This is a genomic window from Hymenobacter armeniacus, from assembly GCF_014699055.1.
GTDB classification, from domain to species: Bacteria; Bacteroidota; Bacteroidia; order Cytophagales; family Hymenobacteraceae; genus Hymenobacter; species Hymenobacter armeniacus.
The window spans coordinates 703,275-728,856 of the sequence record NZ_JACXAC010000003.1 but is presented as its reverse complement, the minus strand read 5'-3'; the positions used below and the strand labels follow the sequence as shown (position 1 = coordinate 728,856).

Annotated in this window: 19 protein-coding genes; 6 read left to right on the top strand and 13 right to left on the bottom strand. The window is 62.8% G+C overall.

Annotation, left to right across the window (positions count from 1 at the left end):
• Positions 1 to 50 precede the first annotated feature (50 nt).
• From IC234_RS11370 to IC234_RS11315, 12 genes are all read right to left on the bottom strand, one after another.
• Entirely contained in the window at positions 51 to 1,391 is a 1,341-nt protein-coding gene (locus tag IC234_RS11370) for a helix-turn-helix domain-containing protein (RefSeq protein ID WP_190924570.1), read from the bottom strand.
• A 131-nt stretch (positions 1,392 to 1,522) separates the two neighbouring features.
• Entirely contained in the window at positions 1,523 to 2,239 is a 717-nt protein-coding gene (locus IC234_RS11365) for a phenylalanine-4-hydroxylase (protein ID WP_190924568.1), read from the bottom strand.
• 271 nt (positions 2,240 to 2,510) lie between these two features.
• Complete coding sequence (gene aroF, locus IC234_RS11360) at positions 2,511 to 3,515, bottom strand: 3-deoxy-7-phosphoheptulonate synthase (RefSeq protein WP_190924566.1); 1,005 nt, start codon at positions 3,513 to 3,515, stop codon at positions 2,511 to 2,513.
• A 159-nt stretch (positions 3,516 to 3,674) separates the two neighbouring features.
• Entirely contained in the window at positions 3,675 to 4,454 is a 780-nt protein-coding gene (gene trpA, locus IC234_RS11355) for a tryptophan synthase subunit alpha (protein ID WP_190924564.1), read from the bottom strand.
• Positions 4,455 to 4,482: 28 nt separating this feature from the next.
• A complete protein-coding gene (gene trpB / locus IC234_RS11350) occupies positions 4,483 to 5,685 on the bottom strand; it encodes a tryptophan synthase subunit beta (protein WP_190924562.1) in 1,203 nt (400 codons plus the stop codon).
• Entirely contained in the window at positions 5,682 to 6,416 is a 735-nt protein-coding gene (locus IC234_RS11345; protein ID WP_190924560.1) for a phosphoribosylanthranilate isomerase, read from the bottom strand. The genes trpB and IC234_RS11345 overlap by 4 nt, the downstream gene beginning before the upstream one ends.
• A gap of 9 nt (positions 6,417 to 6,425) precedes the next feature.
• On the bottom strand, positions 6,426 to 7,253 hold the full coding sequence (trpC, locus tag IC234_RS11340) for an indole-3-glycerol phosphate synthase TrpC (RefSeq protein ID WP_190924558.1): 828 nt from the start codon (positions 7,251 to 7,253) through the stop codon (positions 6,426 to 6,428).
• A gap of 149 nt (positions 7,254 to 7,402) precedes the next feature.
• Positions 7,403 to 8,398, bottom strand: coding sequence for an anthranilate phosphoribosyltransferase (gene trpD, locus IC234_RS11335; RefSeq protein ID WP_190924556.1), 996 nt, complete (start codon positions 8,396 to 8,398; stop codon positions 7,403 to 7,405).
• A 90-nt stretch (positions 8,399 to 8,488) separates the two neighbouring features.
• The gene (locus IC234_RS11330) at positions 8,489 to 9,061 is read right to left on the bottom strand and encodes an anthranilate synthase component II (protein ID WP_190924554.1); all 573 of its coding nucleotides are present in this window, start codon (positions 9,059 to 9,061) and stop codon (positions 8,489 to 8,491) included.
• A 15-nt stretch (positions 9,062 to 9,076) separates the two neighbouring features.
• Positions 9,077 to 10,504, bottom strand: coding sequence for an anthranilate synthase component I family protein (locus IC234_RS11325; RefSeq protein ID WP_190924552.1), 1,428 nt, complete (start codon positions 10,502 to 10,504; stop codon positions 9,077 to 9,079).
• A gap of 304 nt (positions 10,505 to 10,808) precedes the next feature.
• Complete coding sequence (locus IC234_RS11320) at positions 10,809 to 12,038, bottom strand: alpha/beta hydrolase (RefSeq protein WP_190924549.1); 1,230 nt, start codon at positions 12,036 to 12,038, stop codon at positions 10,809 to 10,811.
• A 3-nt stretch (positions 12,039 to 12,041) separates the two neighbouring features.
• A complete protein-coding gene (locus IC234_RS11315; RefSeq protein ID WP_190924547.1) occupies positions 12,042 to 12,737 on the bottom strand; it encodes a hypothetical protein in 696 nt (231 codons plus the stop codon).
• 628 nt (positions 12,738 to 13,365) lie between these two features.
• On the opposite strand from IC234_RS11315, the gene IC234_RS11310 reads away from it, so the two are divergent.
• The 4 genes from IC234_RS11310 to IC234_RS11295 all read left to right on the top strand — a co-directional run bounded on the left by IC234_RS11310 (position 13,366) and on the right by IC234_RS11295 (position 20,024).
• A complete protein-coding gene (locus IC234_RS11310; RefSeq protein WP_190924545.1) occupies positions 13,366 to 16,377 on the top strand; it encodes a SusC/RagA family TonB-linked outer membrane protein in 3,012 nt (1,003 codons plus the stop codon).
• Positions 16,378 to 16,389: 12 nt separating this feature from the next.
• Positions 16,390 to 18,042, top strand: a complete 1,653-nt coding sequence (locus tag IC234_RS11305; RefSeq protein ID WP_190924543.1) for a RagB/SusD family nutrient uptake outer membrane protein — start codon at positions 16,390 to 16,392, stop codon at positions 18,040 to 18,042.
• A gap of 147 nt (positions 18,043 to 18,189) precedes the next feature.
• The gene (locus IC234_RS11300) at positions 18,190 to 19,005 is read left to right on the top strand and encodes a SusE domain-containing protein (RefSeq protein WP_190924541.1); all 816 of its coding nucleotides are present in this window, start codon (positions 18,190 to 18,192) and stop codon (positions 19,003 to 19,005) included.
• A 170-nt stretch (positions 19,006 to 19,175) separates the two neighbouring features.
• A complete protein-coding gene (locus tag IC234_RS11295) occupies positions 19,176 to 20,024 on the top strand; it encodes an N-acetylglucosamine kinase (RefSeq protein ID WP_190924539.1) in 849 nt (282 codons plus the stop codon).
• Positions 20,025 to 20,122: 98 nt separating this feature from the next.
• On the opposite strand, the gene IC234_RS11290 is transcribed toward IC234_RS11295, so the two are convergent.
• Entirely contained in the window at positions 20,123 to 22,951 is a 2,829-nt protein-coding gene (locus tag IC234_RS11290) for a DUF4961 domain-containing protein (protein ID WP_190924537.1), read from the bottom strand.
• Positions 22,952 to 23,087: 136 nt separating this feature from the next.
• On the opposite strand from IC234_RS11290, the gene IC234_RS11285 reads away from it, so the two are divergent.
• A complete protein-coding gene (locus IC234_RS11285) occupies positions 23,088 to 24,071 on the top strand; it encodes a DUF2279 domain-containing protein (protein ID WP_223827612.1) in 984 nt (327 codons plus the stop codon).
• A 134-nt stretch (positions 24,072 to 24,205) separates the two neighbouring features.
• Positions 24,206 to 25,438, top strand: coding sequence for a Smr/MutS family protein (locus IC234_RS21800; RefSeq protein WP_223827611.1), 1,233 nt, complete (start codon positions 24,206 to 24,208; stop codon positions 25,436 to 25,438).
• Positions 25,439 to 25,582: the final 144 nt, after the last annotated feature.

Below are 25,582 nucleotides of genomic sequence, written 5' to 3'. Positions count from 1 at the left end.
TTCTTCACCAGGCGGCCCGCGCTTCAACTTATGGCTTGGGCCCTACCGGCTTACGATTTGGGACGCGCAACTTCTCCCGGCGTGCGCCCCGTCAGCTTCTTGAACACGCGGTTGAACGTGGATTTCGAGTTGAAGCCCGACTCTAACGCAATGCCTACCAGCGAGTAATGCGCCAGGCGTGGGTCTTGCAGCTTGCGCTCGGCCTCGGCCACGCGGTAGCTGTTCACAAAGTCGTTGAAATTCTGCCCGCAGCCGGTGTTGATGACGTGCGAGAGCAGGGAAGTATTGGTGCGGAGGCGGTGGGCCAGCTCGGCCAGGGTCAGCTCCGGTTCCAGCCAAGGCTGCTCGTCGGTCATCAGGGCCAGCAGCTTGTCGCGCCACGGGTGCAGCTCGGGGGCCAAGGCCGCCGGTGGCGGGCCGGGCAGAGCAGCATCCGACGCTACAGGTGCCACCACCGAAGCTTCGGGGGCGAGGGCTACCGGGCGGGCGGCATCCAGATACGAGTTGGGGCTACTCGAGGCCTCACCCAGGCGTGGCTCCAAAGTGGGCACCTCTGGCGTGATAACCTGGGGCATAGCGGCTGAATCTTCGATTTCGGGCTCGAAGCGGAGGGGCGTGACGGCGGCAAAATTCGCCTGCAAGCCCACGATGCTTAAGTAATAGATGAGGGCGCCGTTGGCGAAGTAGGCGTACCAGTAGCCGCCGTAATCCAGCGGGCCAATGGCCCGGTTCACTACTTCGAAGCTTAGCCACAGCACCAGGCCCAACAGGGCTACCACCAGCAAATCGCGCAACCCCCGAAACCGCAGCCGGGCCGTATCGGAGAAGTTGTCGTCGAGGTAGCGGCGGTAGCGGCGGAAGAGCCGCAGCGTGGCCAGCCCGTAGCCCAGCATCAGCCCGTAGCCCAGCCAGTTGGCGGGCGCACCCAGAAAGTCGAGAAAGTTGACGGCTGCGCCCTTGGTGCCGTAGTGGTAAGGCAATGCCTGCCCGTGCAGTGCGCGGCTCCAGACCAAATCGTAAAGGGCCGCTGCGGCGTAGAGCCCCACAAGTATCAGTCCCGGCAACAAGTGCCGCCAGTGCCTGCGTAACGTAAACTCCTGGTTGGTGAGGCTGCGGAAGTACAGGTAAAACGCCGGCCCCCACAGCACCCAGGGCTGCCAGGGCACGTAGAACATGGCGGTGGAGTAGCCGTCGTGGCTGTCGTACCAGCCGGCGTAGCCCAGCATCCACTGCGCCACGGGCAGCACGTTTAGCAGGAGCAGCAGGGCCAGCAGCCCATCGGGCAAGGCACCAACGCGCAGGGCCTTCAGCAGCAAATGCCCCGCCAGCACCAGCCCCCACAACACAAAAGGCAGCAGCAACCCGCTATGCGACCCAAATTGAAACAGCATGCCGCGAAGCTAGTACACAGGCCCTTGGATTTGGCTACGGCGGCCATTACCAAGCGCAAATAAGCCGATGCCGCCCCGGCGCAACGCTAGCTGAACCGGGGCGGCATTGCCGGTCAGTACCGGCCGGCAGCCTAGCGGCCCGTGGCCAGAATGCCAGCCAGCTCCTCCACGCACTCGGAGAGCTGCTCCCAGGCGGGCAGCATGAAGTACTGGTTCTGGTAGCGGGCACCGGTGACGGGCGTGCGCAGCACGGTGGCCAGGTCGAAGGCCGGGCGCGGCGTCAGCTCGTTCACGCAATGGTGGATTTCGCCGGCCGACGACAGCAGGCCCGCCCCGTAGAGCATGGGCCGCCCGTCGTGCTGCACCATGCCAAACTCGGCCGTGAAGAAGTAGAGCGCCCACAGCTGCTCGCGGGCCGGCGAGCCCTCGGGCTGGGCCACGTAGGCCTGCCCGAGCTCGTGCAGGAAGTTGGCCAAGCCCTCCTCGAGCAGCATGGGCACGTGCCCGAACAAGTCGTGGAACAAGTCCGGCTCGGGGCTGAAGTCGAAGGCGTACATCGGCCGGATGCGCGTCACCACCGGAAACTTGCGCTCGGCCAGCAGGGCGAAAAACGCAGCCGGCTCAAACGGGCGGCCCACCGGGGCCAGCTGCCAGCCGGTTTCCTCAAACACCGTGGCGCTCAGCTCCCGGATATCGGGGATGATTTCCCGCCGGTAGCCCAGCCGGGCCAAGTTGTCCCAAAACACCGGCACGGCGCGACGGTGCAACAAGGCGGTCTGGCGGTCAAACAGCATTTTCCAGATGAGCTGGTCTTGGCTGGCGGTGGCGGCATTCGGGTTGGTAAACATAGCTAAACGATTAGGGTAAGCAGTGGTAACAGGCGAGACTGTTAGGCGAAAAAAAAGCCCGATATCCTGGCGGATTCGGGCTTTTGAAGGTTTCTAGAGAAAATCGGGTTTCATGCCTCGTCTTCCGGTAGCGCCAATCGCAGCCCGTACCCGCCCTGTTTGGGGGCGGTCATTAGGGTATTAATGCAATTGACGAATTGGTGGCGCATGAGTGAGACGAATTTAGGAACCGATTCTGGAAATGCAAGCATTTCCCCACATTAATTTTTGGTTATTCCAGCTCCTGGCGCAGCGCGTACACGCGACGCAGGTTGCGAATCAGGCGGGCCGATTCGTCGAAATCCAGCGTCTGCGCCCCGTCCGAAGCAGCAGTTTCGGGCGTTTCGTGGGTTTCGTACACGATGCCGTCGGCCCCGGCCATTACGCCGGCCAGCGCCATCGTGGGCACGTACTCGCGGATGCCGATGCCGTGCGAAGGGTCCACAATCACGGGCAGGTGACTCTTGGCTTTCAGGATGGGCACTGCGTTCAAATCCAGGGTATTGCGGCTGGCCGTTTCGAAGGTGCGGATACCGCGCTCGCAGAGAATCAACTTCTCGTTGCCGCCCGAAAACACGTATTCGGCCGAGGACAGCAGCTCCTCAATCGAGCCCGAGATGCCGCGCTTCAGCAGCACCGGCTTATCGACGCCGCCCAGGGCATCGAGCAGGTTGAAGTTCTGGGTGTTGCGCGCGCCAACCTGGAATACGTCCACGAAGTCGTGCATTTCCTCCACCTGCGACACCTGCATTACCTCGGTCACGATTTTGAGGCCGCGGGCCCGGGCCATGCGGTGGAAATCGCGCAGCCCCTCCAGCCCCAGCCCGCGGAAGGCGTAGGGCGACGAGCGGGGCTTGAACACGCCGCCGCGCATCAGGCGCACGCCGTTGGCTACGAGGTGGTCCATCACCTTTTCCATCTGGGCCTCGCTCTCGATGCTGCAGGGGCCGGCGCACAGCGCCAGCGCGCCCTCGCCGATGGTCACGCCGTCTCCGAGGTCGAGCACGGTGGGCTTCACGCGCCACTTGCGGCTCACGAGCTTGTAGTCGTCGCTCACGCGATGCACGTCGCGCACGCCCGGCAGCTGGCCGATGGTGCGGATGTCGAATTCCTTCTTGCCAATGGCCACCAGGTAGTGAGCGTGCTGGGTCGTGACTTCAGTGGCTTTGTAGCCCTGCTGCTTCAGGTGCTCGGTGATGGTGGACACCGAGGCATTTTTTTCGAGTTGAATTATCATGGGGTCGTTCTGGCGCCAACCTCACCCCCTGACCCCCTCTCCAAAAAAGAGGGGGCACCGGTCTCAGGTGGACGACGCTTGTAAGAATTTATTAGAAATGCGAACACCAGCGCAGAGCCGGTGCCCCCTCTTTTTTGGAGAGGGGGTCAGGGGGTGAGGTTACGCCGGCTTGATGCCGCGCACGAAGCGCGCCGCTTCGGCCGGGGCGTCGGTGGCATCTTCCAGGGCGCGGATGAGGGCCGAGCCGATGATGGCCCCCTCGGCGTGCTCGCAGGCGCGCTCGAAACCGGCTTTGTCGCCGATGCCGAAGCCGATGAGGCGCGGGTTGCGCAGCTTGAGGGCGGCAATGCGCTCGAAGTATTGCTGCTGCGCCACGGCATCGGGCAGGGTGGTGCCGCCGGTGGTGCCGGGGCCCGAAACGAGGTAGAGGAAGGCTTCGGAGAGGCGGTCGAGGTGGCGGATGCGCTCCTCCGAGGTTTGCGGGGTGATGAGGAAGACGGCTTTCAGGCCGTACTTCTTGAAGGTTTCCTGATAGAACTCTTCGTACTCGGCCAGCGGCAGGTCGGGCAGGATGAGGCCATCGACGCCCACTTCAGCGGCCTGGCGGCAGAATTCTTCGACCCCAAACTGCATCACCGGGTTAAGGTAGCCCATGAGCAGCACCGGCGTTTCGGGCACGGCGGCGCGCAGGCCCTTGAGCTGCTCGAACAGCACGGGCAGGTTCATGCCGTTGGCCAGCGCCACCGAGCTGCTGCCCTGAATGACCGGGCCATCGGCCAGCGGGTCGGAAAAGGGCATACCGATTTCGAGAATGTCGGCCCCGGCGTCGACCAAGGCTTTGGCCAGCGGAATGGTGTCGTGCAGGCTGGGGTAGCCGGCGGTGAAGTAGGTATTGAGCAGGTTGGTTTTGCTCGCGAAGGCGTGTTTGATGCGGTCCATATATAATTAGGTATCGGGAAGCCGCAGGCTACACCAGCTTGTCCATGTTCTTGAGGTAGGTTTCCAGGTCTTTGTCGCCACGGCCGGAGAGGTTCACCACCACCACATCGTCGGGGCCGGCGCCGAGCTGGCCGAGGGCGGCCAGGGCGTGGGCCGTTTCGAGGGCCGGGATGATGCCTTCCATGCGGCTGCACTCGGCCACGGCGGCCAGGGCGTCGTCGTCGGTGATGGCGATGAACTCGGAGCGGCCCACCTCGCCCAGGTGCGCGTGCAGCGGCCCGATGCCGGGGTAGTCGAGGCCCGCGCTCAGCGAGTAGGGCTCGGTAATCTGGCCGTGCTCGTCCTGCATCAGCAGGGTTTTGCTGCCGTGAATGATGCCCGGCGTGCCCAGCACCGACGTAGCGGCCGAGTGCCCCGAGTGGATGCCGTGCCCGGCGGCTTCCACCGCAATCAGGCGCACGCTCGGCTCGTCGAGGAAATGGTAGAACGCACCGGCCGCGTTGGAGCCGCCACCCACGCAGGCCACCACGAAATCAGGCAGCTCGGTGCCGGTTTTTTCCAGCAGCTGGGCGCGCATCTCCTCGCTTATGATGGCCTGCAGGCGGGCCACCAAATCGGGGTACGGGTGCGGGCCCACCACCGAGCCGATGATGTAGTGCGTATCGACGGGGTTGGCAATCCAGTCGCGGATGGCCTCGTTGGTGGCGTCTTTCAGGGTCTGGCTGCCGCTTTCGGCGCGGCGCACTTCGGCCCCGAGCAGGCGCATGCGGGCCACGTTGGGGGCCTGGCGCTCAATGTCGACGGCGCCCATGTATACCACGCAGGGCAGGCCCATGAGGGCGCACACGGTGGCGGTGGCCACGCCGTGCTGCCCGGCGCCGGTTTCGGCGATGATGCGCGTTTTGCCCAGCCGCTTGGCCAGCAGAATCTGGCCCACGGTGTTGTTGATTTTGTGGGCGCCGGTGTGGCACAGGTCTTCGCGCTTGAAGAAAATGCGGGTGCCGTATTTCTCCGACAGGCGCTTGGCCTCGAACAGCGGCGTGGGCCGGCCCACGTAGTCGCGCAGCAACTGCTTCAGCTCGGCCTGAAACTCGGGCTCGGCCATGATGTCCAGGTACTGCGTGCGCAACTCCTCCACGTTGGGATAGAGCATTTCGGGCACGAACGCGCCGCCAAACTGGCCGTAGTAGCCGCGTTCTGTGGGCTGTTGGTAAGAGGTCGTAGCAGTCATAAAGTTGGTGCGCCGGAGCGCAGTTGAGTGAGCATTTGGGCCAGGCGATTGGCATCTTTCATGCCCGGCGCAGTTTCGAAACCGCTGTTCAAATCGACGCCGGCCAGGCCAGGCAGGCGCAGGGCCGCCAGCTCGGCGGCGTGTTCCAGCCCCAGCCCGCCGGCCAGGAAATAGGGCACAGGCAGGTTGTAAGACTGCAACAAATTCCAGTTGAAAACGGCCCCGTTGCCGCCGGGCGCGGCGCCTTTGGTATCAAACAAAAAGTAGTCGCAAAACGGCACGTAGGGCAGCAGGGCATCGAAATCAACTGCCTCCCCTACCGAAAACGCTTTCAGTACCAGCAGGCCGGCTTCGTTCAGCTCCTCGCACTGCGCGGGCGACTCCTGGCCGTGCAGCTGCACGGCGGCTAAGCCGAAGCGCTGGGCCGCTGCGAGGATGTTGGCGGTGGTTTCGTTCACGAACACGCCCACTTTCCAGATAGTCGGCGGCAGGGCGCGCACCAGCTCGGGAGCAAGCACCTCGCCTACAAAGCGCGGCGATTTCGGCGCGAAGATGAAGCCCAGAAAATCCGGCCCCAGCGCGGCCACGCCGGCCAGGGCGGCCTCGTCGCGCATGCCGCACACTTTCACCAGCAGCCGCGCCGGGGCCTCGGGAGCCGCGGCAGCAGCTTTCGCACCGGGCACACCAGCGGCAGCGGCTAAAGCAGAAATATCGGGGCGGGGCGTTTTCATGGCCGGCAACTAGGCTACTACCGACTCGATTTTCGGCAGGGCGGCGATTTCCTGCACCAGCGCGGCGCAGGCGCGCTCGGGCCGGGCGTGGCGCATAAAAGCCTCGCCCAGCAGGAAGCCGCGGAAGCCCACTTCGCGCAGCTGCCCAATGGCGGCGGCCGTGGAAATCCCGCTTTCTGACACCTTCACAAACTCGTTCGGAATGGCTTCGGCCAGCGCCATCGAGGTATCGAGGCTGAGGCTGAAGTCGTGCAGGTTGCGGTTATTCACGCCGATGAGGTTCACGGCGTCGGCGTTGATGGAGCGAGCCAGTTCTTCGCCGTCGTGCACTTCGAGCAGCACTTCCAAGCCCAACGAGCGGGCCAGGCGGCCCAGCGAATCAATTTCCTGGGGAGTGAGCACGGCCGCTATCAGCAGCACGGCGTCGGCCCCGATGCTTTTGGCTTCAAGAATCTGGTATTCGTCCACCACAAAATCTTTGCGCAGGATGGGGCAGAAATTGAAGCGCCGCGCCGTGGTCAGGTCCTCGTTTTTACCGCCGAAAAACTCGGTATCGGTGAGGACGGACAGCGCCGCCGCGCCGGCCTGCATGTAGCCCAGCGTGGTGCGCTCGACGGGCGCATATTGGTTAATCCAGCCCTTGGAAGGCGACTTGCGCTTGAACTCGGCAATGAGCCCGCTGCCGCCTTCGCGCAACAGGTACTTGCGCAGCGACAGTGGCTGCGAGTTGAAATACAGGCTGGTTTCGAGCAGCTTAGTGGGCACCAGCTCGCGGCGGCTGGCAATTTCCTGGCGCTTGTGGGTGACGATGGTATCGAGGATGGTGGCTTGGGACATGACTTTAGGTACCTATGAGCAAAGAGAACGTCATGCTGAGCGCAGTCGAAGCATCTCGCGCGTGTTAGTAATCAATGCTTAAACAACGAAGCAGTAGAGATGCTTCGGCTGCGCTCAGCATGACGTTCTCTTTATTATTTCTTAATTACTTATTGGGTGGCCAGCATGGTTTCAAACGCCCTTTTCGCCGCGCCCGAGCCCAGCGACTCGCGGCTGAGGGCCAGGGCGTCGTCCCAGCTCAGGCCGGGGCGGGCGCACTGCAGGGCCAGGGCGGCGTTGGCGGTGGTCACGTTGCACTGGGCTTCGGTGCCGTACCCATCGAGCACGTGCTTGAAGAGTTCGGCGGCAGCCGTTACGGTGCTGCCGCCGGACAGGTCGTCGGGCGTGCAGGCCGGCAGGCCCAGCGTGTCGGCGGTGAAGAGGCGCTCGCCTTCGAACGACGACACCACCTTGGCGGGGCCGGTGAGGGCCAGCTCGTCGTAGCCGTCGAGGGCGTGCACCACGGCGTAGCGCGCGCCGGTGGGCTGCATCAGGTAGTGGTAGAGGCGCTGGAGCTCGAGGCTGAACACGCCCAGCAGCTGGGCCGTGGGCCGGGCCGGGTTCACCAGCGGGCCGAGGATGTTGAAGAAGGTGCGCAGCCCCAGCTCGCGCCGGATGGGCCCGGCGTGCCGCATGGCCGGATGAAAAGCCGGCGCGTGCAGAAAGCAGATGCCCGCCCGGTCGAGCTGCCGCCGCAGCTGGTCGGGGCTGGCTTCGAAGTTGTAGCCGAAATGCGCCAATACATTCGACGCGCCCGACACCGACGACACACCGAAGTTGCCGTGCTTGGCCACCTTGGTGCCCGCCCCGGCTACGATGAAGCAAGCCAATGTGGAGATGTTGAGCGTGTTTTTGCCGTCGCCGCCCGTGCCCACGATGTCGACGACGTCGTGCGTACCCAGCTCGGGGTCGCGGCTGAGGTCGAGCAGGGCCTGGCGGAAGCCGGCCAGCTCGGCCACCGTGATGGGCCGCATGCGGTACACGGCCAGGAAAGCCGCCGTTTCGGCCGGGTTGGCCCCGCCCTCACCCAGCTGGCACATGGCGGCGTGGGCCTCGGCATGCGTCAGGGGCTGGTGGTCGAAAAGCTTGGTGAGAATCTGTTTCATTTAGGTTTTAGTTGATTGTTGTCAGTTGTTAGCCTCATTCATCATCAACTGTCGGCTTCTGCCTGACAACTGACCACGAACAACTGACAACTAATCCGCCAGCCAGTTTTCCAGCATCTGCGCGCCGTGCTCGGTGAGGATGCTTTCGGGGTGGAACTGCACGCCGCGTACATCGTAGTCGCGGTGGCGGAAGGCCAGCACTTCGCCGTTGGCGTCACGAGCCGTCACTTCCAGCGTCGCGGGCATCGACTCGGGCCGCACCGCCCACGAGTGGTAGCGCCCCACCTGAAACCGCGCCGGCAGCCCGGCAAACAGGCGCTCATCAGCTACGGTTACTTCGGCTTCATTGGCCACGCCGTGCAGCACGGCGGGGATGTTATAAAGCTCTGCGCCGAAGCTTTCAGCCAAGCCCTGATGGCCCAGGCATACTCCCAGGATGCGCTTGGTGGGCGCATACTTGGCGATGATGGCTGGCATCAGGCCCGCTTCCAACGGAATGCCGGGACCAGGCGAGAGCAGGATGGCGTCGTAGGCTACGACATCTTCGAGGGCCAGCTGGTCGTTGCGTGTCACGGTCATGTTCGGGCCGTGGCCGAGCTCACGCAGCAGGTGCACTAGGTTGTAGGTGAAGGAGTCGTAGTTATCGAGAACGAGGATTTTCATGGCGACAGGCTGGAATTATTTCACGTTTTCAGCGGCCCGCAGCGCGGCGCGCAACGCGCCCAGCTTGTGGTGCACCTCCTCCAGCTCCGACTGCGTGTTGGAAGCCGCCACCACGCCTGCGCCGGCCTGGAAATACAGCTGGTTGCCGGTGCTCAGAAACGAGCGAATCATAATGGCGTGGTTGAAGCTGCCATCGAAGCCCAGGAAACCCAGGCAGCCGCCGTAGTAGCCGCGGGCGGTGGGCTCGAGCCCATCAATGAGCTGCAGGGCGCGGAACTTGGGCGCACCGGAGAGGGTGCCGGCGGGGAAGGTATCGGCCACCACCTGCAGAGTATCGGTGTTTTCGGCCAGCTCGGCCGTCACCTTGCTCACCAGGTGAATGACGTGCGAGTAGAACTGGATTTCGCGCAGCGTACGCACTTCTACTTTGGTGCCGTGGCGGGCCAGGTCGTTGCGGGCCAGGTCCACTAGCATCACGTGTTCGGCGTTTTCCTTGGGGTCGGCGGCCAGGCGCTGGGCGGCGGCGGCATCGGCGGCGTCGTCGCCGGTGCGGCGGTAGGTACCCGCAATGGGGAACAGCGTGGCCTCGCGGCCCTGCACCAACACCTGCGCCTCGGGCGAGGAGCCGAAGATTTTGTAGTCGCCGTAATCGAAATAAAACAGATAGGGCGAGGGGTTGATGGACCGCAGCGCCCGGTACACGTTGAACTCGTCACCCGAAAAACCCTGCTGGAACCGGCGCGAAAGCACAATCTGGAATACGTCGCCGCGCAGGCAGTGGGCCTGGCCCTGGGTGAGGCGGGCCAGAAATTCGGCATCTGTCTGGTTGCTCTGCTCCTCGCCTACCGTGGCGAAATCGAAGGCCGGCACGCTGGGGTGGCGCACCAGGTTTTCGAGTCGGTCGAGGCCGTCGGTTTCGGCCGGGGCCTCGCCGGCCACGCTGTGCTCGAACAGATACAGCTCCTGGCGGAAGTGGTTGAAGGCAATGACGTAGCGGTACACCCCGTAGCGAATCAGCGGAATGTCGCCGGCCGGCACCTTCTCCGGGTTCAGCTGCACGTCCTCGAAGCTTTGCACGGCCTCGTAGCCCATGTAGCCAAACAGGCCGGTGCTGATGAAGGGCAGCTTTTCGGCCGCGGCATCGGGCGTGCCAGCAGCGGCAAATTCACGCAGCCGGGCCAGTGTCTCGCGGGGCTGGGCCAGGGTTTCGGTGGTTTCGGGTATGCCGGGCAGCAACTGGCGCAGCACGCCGCCACGGCGCAGTTCAAACGTGGCCAGCGGCTCGCACACCAGGTAGCTGAAGGCGTTTTGCTGGCCGTGGTAGTCGGCGCTTTCCAGCAGCAAGCAGTTGGCGTACTGGTCGCGCAGGCGCAGAAACAGGCCCACGGGCGTCACGGTATCGGCGAGCAGGCGGCGGGAGCGGGTGATGAGTTGGTAAGGCACGAGGTCGAAAAAGGAGGTAGCGTAAACGAAAAAAGCCCGGCTTGGGGGCCGGGCTTTTTGTGATTGCAGGTAAAATCAGGTTGACTTCACGAGGCGCACAGGCAGGCCGGACCGATGTTTCGGAACTGCCACCACCAAGCCTGAGAAGTACGAGGAGAAGTCATAAGGGAAAGTCTGCTTTTTAAAAGCACGTCGCAAAGATAAGGCAACCTTTTTAAAATAGCAGCAATGTTATTCGTTATCCATTACAATAAAAACATACATAAGGTTGCGATGCCTCCAAATTTGCAACCGTATGCCGTCATTACTGGCGCCCGGCTTGTTTTGCGGGCGCCCGCCCCCCTGCCGGCAACGTATTGATGCCGAACAGGAACCGATAGGCCGCCGGAAACTCGCGCCGCCAGAACCATTCGCGGTGCTGACCGTCAGCCGGCGCCGAGAAAGCCAGATGGTCGGCCGGCACGCCCTCGGCGCGCAGCTCATCGCGCCATTGGGCCATGAGCGGCAGCATAGTTTCCGATTCGGTGGTGCCGCACACGAAATAAAACCGCGCCGTGCGCGCCGCCGGGTGCGTTTTGGCAAAGGCGCGTAGCGAATCGTTGCACACCCAAAACGCCGGCGAAAAGGCCCCCACCCGCCCAAAAACCTTCGGGTACTTCAAAGCCGCGTACACCGAAATGAGCCCGCCCAGGCTGGAACCGGCGATGCCGGTATGGGCAGCATCGGGCCGGGTGCGGTAGTGCGCGTCGATATAGGGCTTGAGCGTGCGGGCCAGAAAATCGACGTAGGCGCCGCCTTGCCCGCCCTGGTGAGGTTGGTCGCGCAGGGCAGCGCTGGGCCACGGAATGTATTCGTCGGAGCGAAACTGGTCGCCGTTGTCCATGGCCACCACAATGCTGCCGGTGGCGTCCTGCCCGGATTTGCGCAGGCGGTCGAGGGTTTCGTCCACGCCCCACTCGCCGCCGAAGCTGGTGGCGTCGTCGAACACGTTTTGGCCGTCGTGCAAGTAGAGCACCGGGAAGCGGCGGGACGGATTGGCCGCATAGTCGGCGGGCAGGTACAGCCACACGCGCCGCTGCCGGCCCAGCTGCGGCATATTGAACGCCGCCGACAACACCCGCACCTGCGGCGTAGCGGTGTGCTTTTTGGCAGCCCCGTTATGGTCGCTCCAAGCCAGCACTTGAGCGGTTATCTCGCGGGCATCCGTCAGGTTGGCCGTGCGGTTGCCAATCTGGTCGCCCTTGCCGTCCACCTCCACCGTGGGCCAACTGCCGCGCGTGAACTTGTATTCGATGCTGCCCAGGGCGGTTGGCAAGTCGAGCTGGTAGCTGCCATCGGCTTGACGGCGCAGGGCATGGGCGCGGCTGTGCGGATTCCAGTTATTAAAGGAGCCCGCCACGAAAAGAGTATCGGTGGCCGGCGTGGTGGCGGGCACCCGGGTCAGCTTGAGCAGCACCTGAGCGTTGGCCGTACCCCACAACAAAACCAAGGCGCCGAACAGCAGCGCCGCACGTTTGAGCCGTCGTTGCATCATTCGTTAGCGGATGGTTTCGCCGGTGCCGGCGCCGCGCTCGGACGCGTCCATCTTGCGCAGCGTGTACACGGCACGCACCGAGTCGACCCCGGGCAAGCCATTGGCCTGGAAGTCCAGAAACGAACCTTTCTTCTGCGGGCCTTTCACGAAATGCCGGTATTCTTCAGCCGATTCGAGCACTACGTATAAGTAGCCCGACGAAGGCACTTTCAGGCGGGAGTAGAAGTTGCGGCCGTCGCCCACGGGGCGGCGCGTGTCTTCGGCCACGGCGCTGGTGCCCAGCAGGCGGTACTTGGTCACGTCGCTGCCCGGCAAGGCCAGGTTGCCGAGGCCATCGACGAATACCTCGCGGCGCATCATGAGGTGCTCCAGGTCGAGGGTTTTGAGCAGGCCCAGGTTTTCCTCCGACATGATGAGCTGCTGCACCGATTTGCCGGGGGCGGGCTCTTCATAGTACACGAGCACCGGTTTTTTGAGCTTCACCTTATTCACCACAATGGGCTGGGCAGTGGGCTCGTCGGCATTGCTCTGCGACTGAATGGGCGAATACACCGGCGGGGGCTTGGGTGCCGCTTTGCCGGCCGGCTGCTTGGTTTTGCCTTTGGGAACGGGCTTGCGCGTGCCGGGACGGCTTTGCGCACTGACGCTGAGCCCGGAAGTCACCAAAAGCAAGGCAACGAGCAATAGGTGCTTTTTCATTTTCTAAGGAAAAGCCAAATGTAACGACGCAGGAGTGCTGGTGCAAGGGCACTGGCAGGGCGGTGCGGCGCCAGCTACGCAAGATAAGGTCCGCCAGAATTCAATTTACGTGGCTGGCCTCCGCCCAGGTGCCAAATTAGCAAACCGTCGTCATTTGGCCGGTTCCGGGCCGGCGCGGCGGTTGTACGTGGCCAGCCTATACGGGTGCCGCAACAGGCGCCGGCGGCCTTGCGGGCCCGCTGCCGGTGACGGCGGAAATTTTGCTAAACTGCCCACAAAATTTCTGCAAAAAAAAGGTGCTTCGCGGCCCATTGTGCAAACGTTTGCGTACCTTAGTTTTGCCTTTCCGATGGCCGGCTTTGTTTCCTGCATGCATCTTTTACATCATGTTATTGATTATCTGACCATTGCTCCCGACTACTAGGCCTGAGGCCGCCATTGGCCCGGACTGCCCCATGGGCCTCCACCTACCGGCAACAATACAGACCGAAAGCTGTCTTACATCAAAGCTGACGCCTTTTTTCAGGTAAATTGTTGGACGACTGGCACCCAATCGTTTTCGCTGTTTCCCAATACTTTTTACACACTCCATTACCCGCTCACATTTTCCCACCAAATTCCCGTTTTCATGAAACACCCTTATCTAGCGAAACTACTGTTTCTGCTACTGTTCGCCGCCTACGGCTTCCCCTCAACGGCCCAGGCACAAACCGGTACCATCAGCGGCCGCGTCACTGATGGCAAGAACGAAGGCATTCCGGGCGCTACGGTCCTCATCGAGGGCACGTCGCTGGGCAGCTCTTCGAACGTGGACGGTACGTACTCCATCCAGAACGTGCCGGCTGGTCCCCAGACGGTGGTGATTTCGTTTGTGGGCTACAACTCGGTGCGCCGCCCCGTGACGGTGGTGGCCGGCCAGAACGCTGAAGTAAGCGCTTCGCTGGCCGAAAACACCACCCAGCTGTCCGAAGCAGTGGTGGTGGGCTACGGCACGCAGCGCCGGCAAGACATCACCGGGGCCGTGGCCACGGTGGACTCGCGCCAGTTTGTGCAGGGCCAGGTAACGAACTCCGACCAGCTCATTCAGGGCAAAGTGGCCGGGGTGAGCATCACCACGAGCGGTGGGGCGCCGGGCGCGCCTTCGACCGTCCGCATTCGCGGCAATTCCTCACTCAACGCCAACAGCGACCCGCTGTACGTCATCGACGGCGTGCCCGTGGATAAGAACGAAATCAAGGGCGTTTCGAACCCGCTTACTCTTATTAACCCCAGCGACATTGAAACGTTCACCGTGCTGAAAGACGCCTCGGCCACGGCCATTTACGGCAACCGCGCTTCGGGTGGTGTTATCCTCATCACCACCAAGCGGGGCCTCAAGGGCGAAAAACTGCGCGTGGAACTGAACTCCCAACTCGGCGTTTCGACGGTGGCCCGCCGCTACGAATCGTTGTCGGCGGGGGAATTCCGCGACTTGGTAACTGCTAACGGTGCCCCTGCTCAGATAGCCACGCTCGGCACGGCCAACACCAACTGGCAGAACGAGATTTTCCGCACCGCCGCCACCTACGACAACACCGTGAGCCTGATTGGCAGCGTGGCCAAGGTACCGTTCCGGGTATCGTATGGCAACCTCTACCAGGAAGGCATTGTCATCACCAACAAGTTGAAGCGCAACACGGGCTCCATCAGCCTGAGCCCCATGTTGCTCGACGACCACCTGCGCATCGACATCAACGCCAAGGGCAGCGTGCTCGATAACCGCTTCGCCAACTACGACCAGATTGGCATCGCGGCCTTCTTCGACCCCACGCAGCCGGTGCGCGCCAGCGAGGCCCAGTTTGGCCGCTACGGCGGGTACTTCCAGTTCCTGGGCCCCACGGGTGGGCCGCTGGGCAACGCCCCCGGTAACCCGGTTGCGGCGCTGAACAACGTGAACGACATCAGCACGGTTAAGCGCCTCATCGGCAATGTGCAGTTTGACTACAAGGTGCACGGCGTGGACGGCCTGCGGGCCAACCTCAACCTGGGCCTTGACATCTCGCGCAGCAAAGGAAGCAAAGACATTTCGCCAGCCGATTTTGGTGGTTACAACAAGGATGCACCCAACAATCCCGGCCTGAACGGCTCCTACACCCAGTCGTCGGTGCAAGACAAGGACATGAACCTGCTTGAAGCCTACCTGGCCTATGGCAAGCAGTTTGGCGGCACTAAGTTTGACATTCAGGGGGGCTATGCCTACCAGACCTTCGTCGACCAGGGCCCTAACTTCCTCACTTACCGCTCGAACCGGACGACCTTGGTCAATCCGGACGCTAAGCTGACGGTGCCCGGCTTCTACAACAAATACGTGCTGGTGTCCTACTTCAGCCGAGCCACCGTGAACGTGCAGGACAAATATCTGCTGACGGCGACCCTGCGCAATGACCGGACCTCGCGCTTCCGCAATGGCTACAACAGCGGCTGGTTTCCGGCATTGGGCCTGGCCTGGCGCGTGAAGGGCGAAAGCTTCCTGAAAGACAACACCACCATTTCGGAGCTGAAGCTGCGGGCCGGGTACGGCCGCACGGGCCAGCAGGAAATCGGCGGGGCCTACGACACGCAGCCGCGCTACGCGCTGGGCAACTCGGAGGCACAGTACCTGTTCGGCAATGCCGCCACGGGCTTCATCGTCGGCCCGCTGGGCTACAATGCCGTGCTGACCTGGGAAACCACCAACACCCTCAACGCCGGCCTGGACCTGGGCTTCCTTGACAACCGCTTAACCGCAACCGTTGACGTGTACGAGCGCAAAGCCAGCGACCTGCTGGTGGAAGTGAACGTGCCCGCCGGCTCGAACCTCGTGAACCGCCTTAACGCCAACCAAGGAACGCTGCGCAACCGCGGCATTGAATTGGGCCTGAACTACGGCGTCATTCGTTCGGAAAACCTGAACTGGGACGTGAACCTGAACGGGGCTTACAATGTTAACAAAATCACCAGCCTAGGCCTGCAGGACGCCAGCTTCCCCGGCGTGCAATTGGGCGACATTGGCGGTGGTACCGGCAACCAGATTCAGATTCGCAGCGTGGGCTTCCCGACCGATGCTTTCTATGTTCGCCAGCAGGTGTACGGCCCCGACGGCCGGCCCGTGGAAGGCGTGTACGTGGACCGTAACGGCAACGGCACGACCACCGATGACTTTTACCGCTACAAGCAGCCTTCTCCCCTCGTGACGCTGGGCTTCAGCTCGAACGTGACCTACAAGAAGCTGTTCCTGGCCTTCACGCTGCGCAGCAACCTCGGCAACTACGTGTATAACGCCAACGCCGCTGACCGCGGCACCTACGCCAACGCCCAGGCTTCGACGCTGTTTGTCAACAACCTTTCCCCGGACGTGCGCAACACGGGTTTCACCCGTCAGCAGCTGTTTTCGGACTACTACGTGCAGAACGCCTCGTTCCTGCGCTGCCAGAACATTTCGCTGGGCTACAACGTGGGCAAAGTGCTGGGCGCTTCGTCGCTGCGCATCACCGGCAACGTGCAAAACCCGTTCATCATCACCAAGTACAAAGGCGTGGAGCCCGAAATCAACGGTGGCATTGACCGCAACTTCTACCCCGTCGCCCGTACCTACACGCTGGGCATCGCCCTTGGCATCTAATTCCCACCAACCATGAAGAATAATTCCTTTTCCCGTGGGTTAATCACCCTCGCACTGGGCACGGCCCTGGCCGGGCTCGCCACCTCGTGTCAAAAAGACCTCGACCAAACCCCCAAATACGAGCCCACGCCCGACAAGGTGTACGTGAACCTGGCCGCTTACAAAAGCGTGTTGGGCAAGCTCTACGGGGGGTTTGCCCTCACCAGCTTGGGCGGGGCCAACGGTGACAGCGACATCAAGGGCATCGACGGCGGCACGGGCAACTACCTGCGCCAGTTGTGGAGCGCCCAGGAGCTGACCACCGACGAAGCCGTGGTGGCCTGGAACGACCCGGGCATTCAGGACTGGCACAACATGAACTGGGATGCCAACAACCCCCTGTTGCGTGGTCTCTACAACCGGGCTTACTACGAAATTAGCCTCTGCAACGAGCTCATCCGCGAGTCGTCGGACGACAAATTGACCAGCCGCCTGCCCTCCGGCGACGTGGCGGAAGCCAAGCGCTACCGGGCCGAAGCCCGTTTCCTGCGGGCCGTGTCTTATATGCACGTCATCGATTTGTTCGGCGGCGGTCCGTTTGTGACCGAAGCCAACGAAGTGGGCGTAGCGGCACCGCCCTACAATACCCGGCAACAGCTCTACGCTTTCGTCGAAAGCGAGCTGTTGGCGCTCAAGTCGGAACTGGCTCCTGCCCGTGGCAACGAGTTCGGCCGGGTGGACCAGGCCGCAGCCAGCGGCATGCTGGCCCGTCTGTACCTGAATGCTGAGGTATACAGCGGCACGCCGCAGTACGCCAAGGCAGCGACCGAAGCCCAAGCCGTCATCAACAGCGGGTACTCGCTGGTGACGCAAGCCAGCTCGGCTTCTTCGGCGTATGGCCGCAACTTTTTGGCCGACAACAACCTGGCCCCGGCATCCAACGAAATCATCTGGTCGATTCTGCTGGACGCTACCCGCACCACCACCTACGGCGGCACGACCTTCCTGGTGAACGGCTCGACCAACGGGGCGTCGGCCGGCTGGCAGCGCTACGTGGGCCAAACCACGGGCTGGGGCGGCATGCGCGCTACCCGCGCGCTGTTTGACAAGTTTTTCCTGCTGGGTGCCGACACCACGGTTGACCGCCGTGGCCGTTTCTGGACGCGCGGGCAGACGCTGGAAATCAACGACCAAAGCCAGTTCACCCAAGGCGTTGGCGTTACTAAATACCGGAACATCAATTCGGATGGTTCGCTCATCGTAGGTTCGCAGAACTTCTCCAGCGTTGACTTTCCGATGCTGCGTTTGTCCGACATGATGCTCATTTACGCCGAAGCGGCCGCCCGTGGCGCCGCTGCCCGGGCCACCGGCCTTGAGTACGTGAACAAAGTCCGCCGTCGGGCATTTGGTCTCAACATCAACGCCCCCAGCGCCGCTGCCGACATCACCGATGCGCAAATGACCACGGACTTCATTCTGGACGAGCGCGCCCGCGAGCTGCACTGGGAAGCCCAGCGTCGTACCGACCTCGTGCGGCACGGCAAGTTCACCAGCGCCTCGTACCTGTGGCCCTGGAAAGGCGGCGTGGCCGCCGGCCGGGCAGTGGGTGACTTCCGGAACCTGTTCCCCTTGCCCACTTCTGACCTGACCGCCAACCCCAACCTGAAGCAGAACACGGGCTACTAAGACAGCATACAGGGCGGTGCGCTTTGTATCGTCCTGTATACGCTAGCTCCGGGCGGCCTGGAGTTTTTTCCTCCTGGCCGCCCCACTGCTAGCCCAAGCTTGTCAAGCATCTCGCCGTTGCTTTCACTTTCAACCGTTATTTCCGATATGAAAAATTTGCTTACTCAAGCCCTGGCCGTTGCCGTTGCGCTGACGAGCCTAGCTTCGTGCAACAAGGACGAGGACAAGGCGACCATTGCCCCCTCGGCTTCGCTGTCGCTTAAGTCCTCGACCAACACGGTAGTGCTGACGCAACTCAACGACGCCAACGACATCATCACCTACAACTGGAACGCGGTAAGTTTCGCGCTGAGCGGCACCGATGCCTCCAAGGCTCCGGGCGTTACTTACCAAGTGCAGATAGCCAAATCAGCCGACGGGTTCGGCTACCCGGCAGTCTTTGATGCAGGCACCAACCTGACGAAAACCATCAAGGTGAAGGACCTGAACGATGGTCTTAACGCCATCGGCATTGCTACCCAGAAGCCCGTGCCGGTGTATGCCCGCGTAGTGGCCGTGGTGGGTGGCGACAACCACACGTTTGCGTCGGCACCGGTGGCCCTTACGGCCACTGCCTACCCGGCCTGTTTGCCGCCCAACGCCGACACCTGGGCCCTGGTTGGCCCGGCCGGCCTTGGCTGGCCCAGCGGGGGCGCCTCCGAAGACGGCATTCCGCTGACTTGGAACTGTGCCCTCCAAGCGTATACGGCGCGCGCTGCCCTCAACGCTGGCGAATTTAAATTCCGCAAAGACAAGGCATGGTCTATCAACCTCGGCGGGGCCGGCAGCCTAACCCAGGGCGCGCCCCTGTCGCTCAATGGTCCGAACCTCTCCATTACCACCCCTGGTACTTACACGGTGAAACTGACCGTGAACGGCGCGGGCGCCGGTGTATCGGGTGGTACGGTGACGGTGACCCCCTAACTCAGTTAGTTGTGTTACGCATGCGCTGAAACGGCCAGTCCGGTTCAGCCATCGTTTGGAAAGGGCCGCTAGATTGCTAGCGGCCCTTTTTTGTTCAAATGGGACAAGACTTTCCCCGGCCTTTCCCCAACTCCTGAGTACTTTCGCAGCTACTCCCAACCCGTTTTCTCATGATTCTAATTGCCGACGGCGGTTCCACCAAATGCAGCTGGTGCCAGCTTGACGACGCGCGCAACCGCGTTTACTTCAACACCGAAGGGTACAACCCCGATTTTATTGACACGGCCGGCATCGCGGCTTCGCTGAACCAGCACCTGCCCGACACCCTGCCGCGCGACCAGGTGCGCGACGTGTATTTCTACGGCGCCGGGGTGTCGTCGGCCCAAAAGGCGGAGGTCATTGCCGGGGCGTTGCGCCAGCTGTTTCCCAACGCCAAGGCCCACGTGACCGAAGACCTGCTGGCCGCGGCCCGGGCGCTGCTGGGCCGCAAGCCGGGCTTTGCCGCCATTCTGGGCACGGGCACCAACTCCTGCCTCTACGACGGCGAGAAAATCACCTACAACGTGGACTCGCTGGGCTATTTCCTGGGCGACGAAGGGTCGGGTTCGTTTTTTGGCAAACGCCTGCTGCGCGACTATTTGCGCGGCCTGCTGCCCGACGGTCTGCAGGAAGCCCTGAAGGAAGAGTACAAGCTGGGCACGCGCAACGAAATCCTCGACCGCCTCTACAACCAGCCGCTGCCCAACCGCTACCTGGCCAGCTTCGCCAAGTTTGCCTACGACCACAACAACGTGAGCTACTGCCGCGACATCGTGCTCGAAGGCTTTGAGACTTTCTTCCAGAATCTGGTGCTGCACTACCCGCGCTATCAGGAGTACACCTTCAACTGCGTGGGCTCGGTGGGCTACAATTTCCGCGACGTGCTGACGCAGGTGGCCAAAAGCCACGGCATGGAAGTGGGCAAAATCATCCGCTCCCCTATCGATGATTTGGTGGCGTACCACGAAGAGGATTTGTAGGCTGCGCTGCCCGGCAACGTGCAGTTGCCGCCAAGCTCACCGCAAACAAAAAGGCCGCTTTCCTGGGAAAGCGGCCTTTTTGTTTGCGGTGAATCCCGTTAATGCTGCACCACCAGTCGAATGGTTTGGCTGTGCTGCGGCGTGGTGAGGCGCACGAGGTACACGCCCTCGGCCAGCCCTTGCACGGGCAGGCTCACGCTGTGCGGGCCGGCGGCTTGCGGCGCGGCCGTGCTCACGGTGCGCACGGTGGCGCCCAGCAGGTTCTGCACGGTCATCGTAACGGCGGCCGGGGTGGGCAGCTCGTACTGCAGCAGCGCGGTGCTGGCGGTGGGGTTTGGCGAAGCCGTGAGGCGCAGCACGGCGGCGGCCGCCTGCGTGCGGGTGGGCAGCAGGGTGGCCTTCTTGATGCGGCGCGAGGTGTACACGGCGTAGGCGCCGGGTTGCAGCGTAATCAGTGCGTTGGGGTTGGTAACGGTGATGCTGTCGCCGCTGAGGTAGTTGTACCACTTGCCGGTGCTCTGGAAGGCCGGGTCGATGGTGGTGGAAGTCACGTCGAAGTTGCCAATGATGGTGACCTTCGTGTTGGCGTCGCTCAGGTGAATGGACTTGGCGGCACCAGCCAGCGACTGCGTGTAGGTGGTGGGATTTTCAAACACCGGCTCCTTTTTCTTGAGCGCGATGAGGGCCCGGTACACGTCGTAGAGCTGGCGGCGGTTGGCGTTCTGGTAGTAGTTCCAGAGGATGGGCTTGTTGCCCACGCGGCCGTTCTGGTCGATGCTGATGTCGTAGCCCAGCTCGCCAAACTGCCAAATCATTTTTGGGCCGGGCACGGTGAGGAAGAAAGCCGCGGCGGCTTCGGTGCGGGCCAGGGCGGTGTTCAGGTCGCGCACGTTGTGGGCGGGGTTGGTCTGGTTGCCGTAGGTGATGTTCTTGAACATGAGCCGTTCCTCGTCGTGGCTTTCCATGTAGGTCACCAGGTTCGGGCCGGCAAAGTTGCGGGTGCCGTAGTAGCCGCCGCTGAAGTTCGAGGTGCTCACGTAGCCCATGGTGGCTTCGTTGTAGTTGTAGTTCATGTTGCCCCACAGCATCATGCCGTAGTTGGCCAGCACCTGCTCCTCCGAGTTATCGGCAAAGTGCTCCAAAATGCAGTACAGGTTGGGGTCCACAGCCTTCATGGCATCGTAGTAGTCCTTCCAGATGTTGATGCGCGACTGGTCGTAAGCGCCCCAAGCCCCCACGTTGGTGGGGTTGTTCACCTGCGTGAAGCCCTTGCTCAGGTCGAAACGGTAGCCGTCGACCTTGTATTCCTGCAGCCAGAACGCCATCACCTGCTTCGAGAAATACTTGGTGAACTGGCTTTCGTGGTTGAAATCGTAGCCCACGTTGAAGGGGTGCGTGGCGTCTTGGTTGAACCACGGGCTGTTGGCGGCGGGCTTGCCGGTGGCGTTGTCGAAATATAGCTGCACCATCGGCGACTGGCCGAACGAGTGGTTCAGCACCATGTCGAGCACCACGGCCATGCCGCGGCGGTGGCACTCGTCGATGAGGCGCTTTAGGTCGTTTTTGGTGCCGTAATACTTGTCGGGTGCGAAATAGAACGAGGGATTGTAGCCCCAGCTCTCGTTGCCTTCAAATTCGTTGATGGGCATCAGCTCGATGGCATTCACGCCCAGCCGGCTCAGGTAGTTGAGCGTGTCGCGCAGGGTCTGGTAGTCGTGGCGGGCCACGAAATCGCGCAGGTGCAGCTCATAAATCACCAAATCGGCGCGGCTGGGGCGCTGGTAATTGGTCGTCGTCCACACGTAGGGCACTTGGTTGGTTTGCAGCACCGACACGTTCCCGGTCGTCGCGCCCGTGGGGTAGGGCTTCAGGTTGGGGTAGGTCACGCTCGGGATGAACCGGTCGTCGTTCGGGTTCAGGATTTTCTCGCAGTACGGGTCGGCCACGCGCAGCTCCCCGTCCACGAGGTACTGGTAGGCGTACTCCACGCCCGGCGTCAGGCCGTTGATTTGCACCCACCAGCGGTTGCCGTCGGGCGTGCGGTTCATGAAGGCCGAGTTGAGCGTCTGCCAGTTGTTGAATTCGCCGATGGCGTACACAAACTGCTTGTTCGGCGCCGTCAGGTTCAGAATCACCGACGTGCCGCCGTTCAGGTAGGTGATGCCGTCCTTAGCGCCGGCGGGCAGGGCCGCCGTCACCACCGTGGGGCGCACCACAAACACCAGCGAATCGACGGCCTGCGACGTGCCGCTCACCGCGGTGAAACGCACCACGCTGCGGCCCGTCTGCGAAATGGTGATGTTCGACGTCAGCGTGGTGGCGTTGGCTTGCTGAGCCACCTGGGTGCCGTTGAGGGTAAAGGCCAGGTTGGCCGAAGCCGAGGCGGCGCCGGTCACGCTCACCTGCGTGTTCTGGTTCACGAACAGCGGGTTGCCGTTGGTGCCCGGGCTGGGGCTGGTGATGCGGGCCGTGAGCGCCGCCTGGGCGGCATCCACGAAAATATCGCCGCCACCCGCGGCCCGGCCCACCACGGTGCCGTCGGCATTCTTGAAAATCATGCCCAGGCGCAGCAGGGTTTCGCCGGCCGGAATGGGGTAATAGGTGCGCGGCGTGAAGGTGATGCGGTAGATGTTCGGATTGCTGGCGTCGCGCGTCATCAGGGCCGTGGGGTCGGCCTGGTTGAAGGTGGAGCTGTGCACGTTGCGCCAGTTGGTGTTGCTGGAGCTCAGGTTGGTCACGGTGCCGGTCCAGATGTAGACGTTGCCGGTGAAGTTGGCCAGCGCGCCGTTGCCCTGGGTGGCGTCGAAGGTGATGGTCACGGGCGTGGTGTCGGTGAAAAACACTGGCGACGTGGTGACCACCTGTGCCTGCGCCGTCCAGGCCAACAGGCTGCACAGCAGGATGGTAATTCGGGTAAATGTTCTCATTGGGGAATTTTTGGTGGGATGGATGAAGGAACAGCAAGGCCCCGCGCAAGGCCTTGTGCAAACGATAGCGCAAGATACAACTTCTGGCCTCTTCGTGGGGCAAAACCGCCTACCTTTGCGGCTGATTCTTGCCCGCATGACGTTTATTTCCTGCCCATTTGTTCCCATACGACGTTGGCTGTTGATGGGGCTGTGGGCCGTGGGCGGACTGGCCCTGGCGCCCGCCGCCAGCGCGCAGATTCCCACCCGCGCCGATAGCACCGTGCTGCTCGCACCGCAACCGGCGGCACCGCCGTCTCCCGATTCGTTGGCGATGCGCAAGCGGCGCCTGCGCTTGCTAGTAGGCGGCTCGGCCGTGGGCTACGGCGTCATCTACACGGGCCTCACCACCGCCTGGTATACCGGGGAGCGGGTGCCGCTGCACTGGTTCAACGACTTGCCCGAGTGGCAGCAGCTCGACAAAGCCGGCCATTTCTGGGGCGCGTTTCAGGAAAGCCGCGGCGCTGTCGACATGCTGCGCTGGGCCGGCCTGAGCGAGAAGAAAGCCATTTGGTACGGCTCTTTCGTGGGGTTTGCCATTCAAAGCCCGCTGGAAATCCTGGACGGGCGCGACCCGGAATATGGCGCCTCGGCCACCGATTTGGCGGCCAATTTTCTGGGCTCGGCGGGCCTGCTGGCCCAGCAGCTGGCTTGGCACGACGTCCGCATCATGCCCAAATGGTCGTTTCACCTCACCGGCTACGCCCAGCGCCGCCCCAACGTACTGGGCAGCAACGTACCCGAGCGTTGGCTCAAGGACTACAACGGCCAGACGTATTGGCTCTGCACCGACGTGGGCGCTTTTCTGAAGCCCGGCAACCGCTGGCCGCGCTGGCTGCAGCCCGCCCTGGGCTACGGCGGCGAAGACATGGTGTACAACGACGACGCCACCAACGCGGCGGCCGGCCTGCGCCCCTACCGCCAGTTTTACTTGTCGCTCGACGTCGACCTTCGGCGCATCCCCACCCGCAGCGTGGTGCTCAAGCGGGTGTTCTACGCCCTGAGCATTTTCCACATGCCGGCCCCGGCCCTGGAATACAACCCACGCAACGGTTTCGGCTTCCACGCGCTCTACTTATAGGCCCGGGCCGGCTAAAATCCGTTAGGGAAACCCGGGCGGCCCCCGTTGCCCGTACTTTTGACGAACTCACCCGCCTCTGGCAGCCGTTCTTCACGCCGTAGAACTGACCTGGGAGCGGGCAAATTAGAACTGTTATGAACGTAGGAGATAGAGTCCGGCTGCTGACCGGCACCGAAGAAGGAATCGTTACCCGCCTGCTCGACAGCGAACTGGTGGAAGTGGCCATCGACAACGATTTTACCATCCCCGTGCTGCGGCGCGAAGTGGTGGTGGTGGCCCAGGAAGAAGGCAAGAACTTCGACCGCGCCGCCCCCGACCTGGGCCCCGGCCAAGCGCCCGGCCGCAACGCCAACGCCAGCAAAAAAGACAAAAGCAAGCGCCCCGGCCAGCCGGCCGCCGCGGCCCCGGGCCGGCCGGCGCAGCCCTCGCTGCAGGAGGCCCTGGCCGCCGCGGCCTCCAGCGGCGCGGGCATCGCCAAGCCGGCCGGCATTGTGCCCGGAACTGCCGGCGCCAAGCAGCCGGCAGCGGCCAAGGGCCTGTTCCTGGCCCTGGTGCACCAGTCGCCGGAGTTGCTGGCCGTCACGCTCATCAACAACACCGAGGCCGACGTGCTCTACACCTACGGCGAGGAAACCAGCGCCCGTCCCTACCGCGCCCTGGCTGCCGACAAGCTGGGCCCCAAAGCCAGCACCAAGCCCCTCTCCTTCCTGCACCTGAAGGATTTTGAAACCTGGCCGGCCGTGGTGTTTCAGCTGCTGCCCACCAGGCTCAACGGCGACGCGGCCTACGAGCTGCTCACCAAGCGTCAGGCCTTCAAGGCCAGTACCTTCTACAGCAGCCAGAAACCGGCGCCGGTAATTGGCAAGGAAGCCTACCTCTTCCAGCTCGACGAAAAAGCCGCCGCCGCCATCGCACCTGAGAAACTCGCCGAAGAAGCCCCGGCTCCGGCTCCCGCCGCCCAGGCCAAACCCGCCGGCGTGGATGCCGCCGCGCTCAAGGCCCAGCTCAGCGGCGATGCACCGGCCAAGCCGGCTGCGGTAGTAGCGGCCGCGGCGCCCGCGCCCGCTGCGCCGGTAGTAGCCCCGCCCCACGAGTTCGACCTGCACCTCGAAGCCTTGCGGCCCGACAACAAGGAGGACTTGAGCAATACCGCCATCCTGCGCCTGCAGCTCGATGCGTTTGAGGATGCGCTGAGCCGCGCGCTGGCCACCAACATGCACGAAATCGTCTTCATCCACGGCATGGGCAACGGGGTGCTGCGCAAGGAAATTCACCGCCAGCTGAGCCGCAACAAGGATATCAAGTTCTTTGAAGACGCGCGCAAAGAGAAGTTTGGCTTCGGTGCCACGCTGGTGCGCTTGAAGTAGCACTTCGGGCTTCTCGCCGGACAAGTAAAAACGTCATGCAGAGCGCCAGCGAAACATCGCGCGTGCAAGAGTAGATAATTACTTCTGCGCGCGCGATGCTTCGCTGGCGCTTTGCATGACGTTTTAATTTCTTTCAAATCCCTT